The 7,007-nt window shown below is 67.2% G+C and carries 6 protein-coding genes; 3 read left to right on the top strand and 3 right to left on the bottom strand.

Features of this window, described 5'->3' with window-relative positions; all coding sequences use genetic code 11:
- The first annotated feature begins 740 nt into the window (after positions 1–740).
- Together dapA and ITP53_RS52890 are read left to right on the top strand one after the other, a co-directional pair.
- Positions 741–1,616 (top strand): 4-hydroxy-tetrahydrodipicolinate synthase, encoded by an 876-nt coding sequence (dapA, locus tag ITP53_RS52885; protein ID WP_407941414.1) that lies wholly within the window; start codon positions 741–743, stop codon positions 1,614–1,616.
- Between the two features lie 54 nt (positions 1,617–1,670).
- The gene (locus tag ITP53_RS52890) at positions 1,671–3,356 is read left to right on the top strand and encodes a ribonuclease J (protein WP_195903056.1); all 1,686 of its coding nucleotides are present in this window, start codon (positions 1,671–1,673) and stop codon (positions 3,354–3,356) included.
- Between the two features lie 225 nt (positions 3,357–3,581).
- On the opposite strand, the gene ITP53_RS52895 is transcribed toward ITP53_RS52890, so the two are convergent.
- The 3 genes from ITP53_RS52895 to ITP53_RS52905 are packed head-to-tail and all read right to left on the bottom strand — an operon-like array spanning position 3,582 to position 5,912.
- On the bottom strand, positions 3,582–4,358 hold the full coding sequence (locus ITP53_RS52895) for an ABC transporter permease (protein WP_195903057.1): 777 nt from the start codon (positions 4,356–4,358) through the stop codon (positions 3,582–3,584).
- Between the two features lie 28 nt (positions 4,359–4,386).
- On the bottom strand, positions 4,387–5,151 hold the full coding sequence (locus ITP53_RS52900; RefSeq protein ID WP_195903058.1) for an ABC transporter permease subunit: 765 nt from the start codon (positions 5,149–5,151) through the stop codon (positions 4,387–4,389).
- A complete protein-coding gene (locus tag ITP53_RS52905) occupies positions 5,148–5,912 on the bottom strand; it encodes an ABC transporter ATP-binding protein (RefSeq protein ID WP_407941415.1) in 765 nt (254 codons plus the stop codon). Before ITP53_RS52905 ends, ITP53_RS52900 begins: the two co-directional genes overlap by 4 nt.
- Positions 5,913–5,980: 68 nt before the next feature.
- Between ITP53_RS52905 and ITP53_RS60845 the strand changes: the two genes are divergently transcribed.
- Positions 5,981–7,007 (top strand): sensor histidine kinase (locus ITP53_RS60845; protein ID WP_207757679.1); only part of this gene is annotated, 1,027 nt, incomplete at its 3' end.

The raw sequence follows: 7,007 nt of genomic DNA on the forward strand, positions 1-7,007 counted from the left end.
TCCGAGGTGCCGTTCTCCTGCATGGACTTGATCTCGCAAATCCAGATCATGCCAGGTCAGGACGGCACCTCTCGCATGATGTGACACTACGTTACGAGTTCCCCGAAGCACGAGAATTCACGAGGCCGGTGGCCCTGATCGACATCTTCGGTTCCTCATGTATGACCACACCAGGCCGACCGCCGCCGCCAAGACCGCCCGCAGTACGTGCATGCCCGTAGCACCGAGGCCGACATGCCCGTTCTCTTGCCCCAGGAAGGGCACCGCAGCCGGACGTCGACACCGCCGCCGCTGAGTCGGGCGCGTAGGTGTGCGGCGGCGTCCAACTGGCCAGACTCAGACTGAGTTGCTCCGGGCAGTGCCGCTCCCCTTCCCGGACCGCCTCACCCCGCCCGGGCCCCAGGGCAGGAGATCGGCGGGACATTCCGCGGGCTGTGTTGGCTGGGATTACCAATAACCGCAAGTGCATCAGATATCGCATCCGAGCTCCAGCGATAGGACTTCCCGGCAACGCCGACCGGCCGTGGCCAGCTATCACCGGCGTGGGGGCGGCCTTGACCTGGTGGTGGAGGCGAGGTGCTTGCCGGTGTGACACCAGGCTTCGAGATACCGGCGAAAGGGGGCAAAAAGCGGCTCCAGGCTGGCAAAGCGGGGTGGCGGCGTCCAATGGATTTCTGAATCCGGGTAGCGTTCGCACTATGGCATCGCCAACTGGAACCACTGACGCACCCTTCGGCCGCATGCTGACCGCGATGGTCACGCCGTTCACTTCCGACGGCGAGGTCGACTATGCGGCTGTGCGAGCGCTTGCCACTTATCTGGTGGATGAGCAGCGCAACGATGGCTTGATCGTCAATGGGACGACCGGTGAGTCGCCCACCACGTCCGACGAGGAGAAGCAGCGCATCGTCAGCGCCGTCCTCGACGCGGTCGGCGATCGCGCCACCGTGGTGGCTGGTGCCGGCACCAACGACACCCGCCATAGTGTCGAGCTCGCGAAGCAGGCGGCACGTGCCGGAGCGCATGGGCTGCTCGTAGTGACGCCGTACTACAACAAGCCTCCGCAAGAGGGGCTGTATCGGCACTTCACCGCTGTTGCCGACGCCACGAGCCTTCCTGTGATGCTGTACGACATTCCGGGGCGCAGCGGCGTACCGATCAAGACCGAGACCCTGATCCGGCTGGCGCAGCACGAGCACATCGTCGCCGTGAAGGATGCCAAGGGCGATCTGTTCGCCGGCAGTCAGGTGATGACGGCGACGGACCTGGCCTTCTACTCCGGCGACGACCTGCTCAATCTCTCCTGGCTCTCCCTCGGCGCGGCCGGGTTCGTCAGCGTCGTCGGGCATGTGGTGGGCGCCCAGCTCGCGCAAATGATCCACCTGTACAAGAACGGCGACGTCGCCCAGGCCCAGGCCGTTAACAGCCAGGTGGCGCCGGTGGTGGACGGGATCATGCTGCGCGCGGGCGGCGCGATCATGGCAAAGGCGGCACTGAGCATGGTGGGAGTGCCGGTCGGTCCGGTACGGCTGCCGCTCGTGGACGCGACAGAAAAGCAAATCGCCGAGCTGCGTACTTGCCTGGTAGCCGGCGGGGTGAAGTTGACAGACGCATAGGAACGGGGAGGAACCAGAAGTTTTGTTTACACGATCTGACCGTGGGGGTCGGGCATGAGCCATCCGCATCCTGAGCTTGGCCCCCCACCGAGGCTGCCTGACGGCGGCCTGCGCATCGTTGCGCTCGGCGGATTGGGGGAGATCGGCAGAAACATGGCGGTCTTCGAATACGACGGCCGCCTGCTCGTCGTCGACTGCGGGGTTTTGTTCCCCGAGCCCGACCAGCCGGGTGTCGACCTGATCCTGCCCGATTTCGAGTACGTCAGGGATCGGCTCGACGACATCGAAGCCGTGCTGCTGACGCACGCCCACGAAGACCACATCGGCGCAGTGCCCTACCTGCTGCGCGAGCGCCGCGATATCCCTCTCGTCGGATCCAAGCTCACCCTTGCCCTGATCGAGGCCAAGCTCACCGAGCACAGGATCCAGCCAACCAAACACGAGGTCATCGAAGGCGAACGGCACGTATTTGGACCCTTCGACTGCGAATTCCTCGCGGTCAACCACTCGATCCCCGACGCCCTGGCCGTGGCGATCAGGACGCCGGCGGGCATAGTCCTGCACACCGGCGACTTCCGCATGGACCAGCTGCCGAGCGACGGCCGCCTCACCGACCTCGGCGGCTTCGCCAGGCTCGGCACCGAGGGCGTCGACTTGTTGATGTCCGACTCGACCAACTCCGAGGTGCCGGGGTTCGTCACCAGCGAGCGGGAGATCGCGCCGGTCATCGACGAGGTGATCCGCACCTCCGAACAGCGGGTCATCGTGGCCAGCTTCGCCTCGCACGTGCACCGCATCCAGCAGGTCATGGACTCCGCCGCCAGGCACGGTCGCAAGGTGGCCCTGGTCGGCCGCTCCATGGTGCGCAACATGGGTGTGGCACGGGATCTCGGCTACCTCAAGGTGCCGCCGGAGCTCATCGTCGACGCGCGCGACATCGAGGCATGGCCGCCGGAGGACGTGGTGCTGGTCTGCACCGGGTCCCAGGGCGAGCCGATGGCGGCGCTGTCCAGGATGGCCAATCGCGATCACGCCATCCGCATCGCCGCGGGCGACACCGTGCTGCTGGCATCGTCGCTGGTGCCAGGGAACGAGACCGCGGTCAACAAGGTGATCAACGGACTGACCAGGTGGGGCGCTCGCGTCGTCCACAAGGGCAACGCGAAGGTGCACGTCTCCGGCCACGCGGCCGCGGGCGAGCTCCTCTACGTCCTGAACCTGACACGTCCTTCGAACTTCATGCCCGTGCATGGCGAGTGGCGGCACCTGCGCGCGCACGCCAAGCTGGCCGCCCTCACCGGCGTGCCCGACGACCACATCGTGATCGCCGAGGACGGCGTGGTGGTGGACCTGGTCGACGGCCGGGCGAAGATCGTCGGCGCGGTGCACGCCGGGTACGTCTACGTCGACGGCTCCTCGGTGGGCGAGATCACCGACACCTCGTTGAAGGACCGCAGGATCCTGGGCGACGAGGGCTTCATCTCCGTGGTCATCGTGGTGGACTCCAACACCGGTAAGCTCACCGCCGGTCCGGAGATCCACGCGCGGGGGTCCGGCATCGACCCTCTGCGGTTCGACGAGTTTCTCCCGCAGATCGAAAGGGTCCTTGAGGAGAAGGCCGCGGACGGCGTGGTCGACATGCAGGAGATCCGCCGGGTCGTCCGCCGTACGGTGGGGCGCTGGGTGAGTGACACCTACCGCCGCCGACCCATGATCATCCCCGTGGTGCTCGAGGTCTGAGCCTCCTGACGGTACGGCAGACGTTGCGGTCTGCCGTACCCCTGGATGCCCGGTGGTCTGCCGGCCCGTTGGATATCCAGCTGCGGGCCGGCTCATGCGTTTGCGGATGAGGACGTCTGTGGGGTGTCCGGTCCGGTGTCCTGGGCCATTTCGAGGCGAGGTGGTGACGCCTCGCTTGATGAGGGTGGCGAGAGCTCATGGCATCGCGGGCTCCGGGGCGGAATTTCAGACGTCTCGCTTGCATAGCAGGCAGGCTGCGGCTGCCAGGGGCAGTGCCGCATAGGCGATCAGGACCGTGGCGGCCGCTGCGGGAGGCAGGAGCGAGCCGTACACCGTGGCGGTGATGATGTCGCCGGTGATCTCGCGGGGGAGAGCTCCGATCATCACCGAGCCGAGATGTTCGCTCCAGGGGTCGGGGATGTTGCCGATGACGATGGGGATCACGTAGACGAGCCCGACCGTGATCGCGATCGCGCCGGCGGTGGAGCGCAGGAGCGCGCCCAGCGCGAGGCCGAGCAAGGCGAATATCGCCACGGTGAGGCTGGTGGCGGTCAGGAGCGGGAGCCGGTCCACGAAAGAGGCGGAGTATGCGCCTGAGAAGCGGTCACCCAGCACCCAGCGAGAGACGAAGTAGGTGCCGAACACCGTTGCGGGGCCGACGAACAGCCCCAGGGCGCCCACGACCGTGGCCTTGGCGGCCAGGACGGGCCAGCGCCTGGGGACGATGGTAAACGTGGCCCTGATCAGGCCGGTTACATATTCGGACGTCATGGCCAGCGTGCCCAGGATGCCCATGCAGAGCTGTGGCACGATCACGAACACTTCCTCCAGATCCGCGATGCGGGCGATCGGGCGCTGGTCCGGCGGAGCGCTGTCGTACATGCCGGCGGCCATCAACGCGAGTCCGAGACCCAGGAGGATGGCGCTGAGGCTGAGGCTGAGCATCAGATAGGTGGAGCGGATCGAGCGGACCTTCAGCCATTCCGAGGCGAGCACGCTCACGGGCGTGTCCCCGCTGATGCGAGGGCGGTCATGCGTCTCTCCGTTTGAGCAGGTAGTAGCCGATGGCGAGGGCGACGATCGGGTATGCGAGGAGCACGAGTAGCGCGGCCCATGGAGGCAGGAAGCCGTCCCCCAGTCGTGACGAGAGCCGGCTGTCTGCCATCTGCGGAACCAGGTTGGGCAGGAGGAGCGTGGCCGTGCGGGTGTTCCACGGAGGGGGCAGGTAGTTGACGAGACCGGGTAGCACGAACAGCAGCGCCACGACCGAGACGATCGCCCCTGCCGTCGACCGGATGGCGGCGCCGAGGCCGAGGCCGACCAGCGCCAGCGCGGCCACCGACAGGCCGGAGGCGATCAGCATGGGCAGATGGTCGGCGAAGGAGTCATCGTTGAAGCCCAGGTGCCGGCCGCCGGCGATCAGGCGGCTCGTCGCATAGGTGACCAGGAGGATCGATTGGGCGGCCACGAACGTGGTCGCGCCGACAGTCCCTGCCTTGGCCAGGAGTAAGGCGCTGCGTTTCGGGACGACCGTGAGGCTGGTGCGGATCATGCCCGTGGTGTACTCCGAAGTGATCGCGAGCACTCCGAGGACCGCCAGACTGATTTGGACGAGCGGGAGGAACCCCTCCTCCGGAGCAGCCGCCCGCAACGATCCGCGCTCGACGGCGAGGCTGCTCACGTAAACCGTCCAGACCACACCGAGGGCCACCATGAGGGCGGCTGAGCCGATCGCGTGGTAGGTCGACGTCACCGAGCGTAGCTTCAGCCACTCGGACGAAAAGGCTGCCTTCATCGGGCCGCTCCATACTGCACGCTGTCGGCGGTCAGGGCCATGTAGGCGTCTTCGAGCGACGGGTAACGCGCCGTCAGCTCAGCGACGGTGGCCTCTGCGATCAGCTTGCCGCGGCCGACGATGACGATGCGCTCGGCGGTGAGTGCCATCTCGCTCATCAGGTGGCTGGAGAGCAGGATCGTCCTGCCTTCCGCGGCCAGCGAGCGCATGAGGTCGCGGATCCAGCGCACGCCGTCGGGATCGAGGCCGTTGACCGGCTCGTCGAACATCAGCACCCCCGGGTCTCCGAGTAGCGCGGACGCGATGCCCAGCCGCTGTTTCATCCCGAGGGAGAATCCGCCCACGCGTTTGCGTGCCACCCCTGACAACCCGACCTGCTCCAGGACCTCCGCCACGCGCAGAGGGCCGATGCCATTGGCCCGGGCCAGGCAGAGCAGGTGGTTGTACGCGCTGCGGCCGCCGTGGACGGCGCCGGCATCCAGCAACGCGCCCACCTCGTGCATCGGCCTGTCGAGCGAGGTGTATCTTCGCCCGTTGACCAGCGCTTCGCCTGAGGTCGGGGCGTCAAGGCCCAGGATCAGGCGCATGGTGGTGGACTTACCTGCGCCGTTGGGGCCGAGGAAGCCGGTCACGTGGCCGGGCTCGACCTTGAAGGACAACTCGTCCACGGCGAGCGTGCCGCCGTAGCGCTTGGTGAGGCGGTGGAGTTCGATCACGCCGTAAAGCATGCGGTAGGGCGGGTCGCCGGCGCGTCGGACCACGGTTCGAATCTCAAGGTCAGACCCTGGGTTGACGTGCGCACGCGGCCGCAACGGCTACGGTTCAACGCGTGGACGACACCCACCCTCTCTTCGCCAGACGGCTGAGCCGCCACCAGTTGATCATGCTCGATCTGGCGGCGGGGTTGGTCTTCACCTTCGTGTTCTTCACGTCGACGGCCAGCGCGACGGGGCTGCCGCCTTGGGCGAGGATCGCACTCCCGTTCGCGTTGGGAGTGCCGCTGGCTCTGCGGAGAATGGCGCCACTGCCCGTGTTCTGCTTCACGCTGGCGCTCGCAATCCTGGCGACGGTGGCCCGCACCGTGGGGCCCGCGTACGTCGCGCCCGCGTACGCGCTTTACATCGTCGCCTTGTCAGACAGGCTCGGCGTCGTGCTCCCGACGACCGCCATCGGAGTGGTGAGCCTGTTCACAGTGTCCGGGATGGTCGTGGCCGGGGTGCCGCGCCAGCATGCGACGACCTGGCTGGCTCACCTGGACCAGCCGCTCATGGGCGTCGCGGCGCTGGGCGGCGCCTGGACGATCGGACGGGCCGTGCGAGAACGCAGGACATATGCGGCACGTGACGCCGAACGGCTGGCGGCGCAGGCGGTGACGGAGGAGCGGTTACGCATTGCGCGCGAGCTGCACGACGTCGTCACGCACAGCGTCGGGCTGATCGCGGTCAAGGCCGGGGTGGCCAACCACGTCATGGCGACCAGGCCCGAAGAGGCGCATGACGCTCTCCGCGTGATCGAGACGGCCAGCCGAAGCGCGCTGGTCGAGATGCGGCATCTGCTCGGCGTGCTCAGATCCACCGATGTGCCCGATCTGTTGCCCGCGCCCGGCCTCGCGGGGATTGCAGCCTTGGTGCGTCAGGCGCGGTTGGCGGGGGTCGAGGTGCAGGCCGACATCCGGATCGGACACGGTGAGCAGGTCCTGAAGGGTGACAGCGAGGTAGGCAGAGACGGCGGTGTTGAGGAGGTTCGGGGGCTGGGTGGTGACGTGGGTCGCGGCGGTGATGGTGACGGGGTTCGGGGGCTGGGTGGTGACGTGGGCCGAGACGGTGAGGCGGTTAGAGCGGGCGGAGGTGATGTGT

The sequence above is a fragment of the Nonomuraea cypriaca genome, assembly GCF_015645445.1.
Classification (GTDB): domain Bacteria; phylum Actinomycetota; class Actinomycetes; order Streptosporangiales; family Streptosporangiaceae; genus Nonomuraea; species Nonomuraea cypriaca.

Excerpts from the sequence above, each read along its gene's own strand:
- ITP53_RS52890 (WP_195903056.1), top strand. The coding sequence starts at position 1,671 with ATGAGCCATCCGCATCCTGAGCTTGGCCCCCCACCGAGGCTGCCTGAC.
- ITP53_RS52900 (WP_195903058.1), bottom strand. The coding sequence starts at position 5,151 with ATGAAGGCAGCCTTTTCGTCCGAGTGGCTGAAGCTACGCTCGGTGACG.
- dapA (WP_407941414.1), top strand. The coding sequence starts at position 741 with ATGCTGACCGCGATGGTCACGCCGTTCACTTCCGACGGCGAGGTCGAC.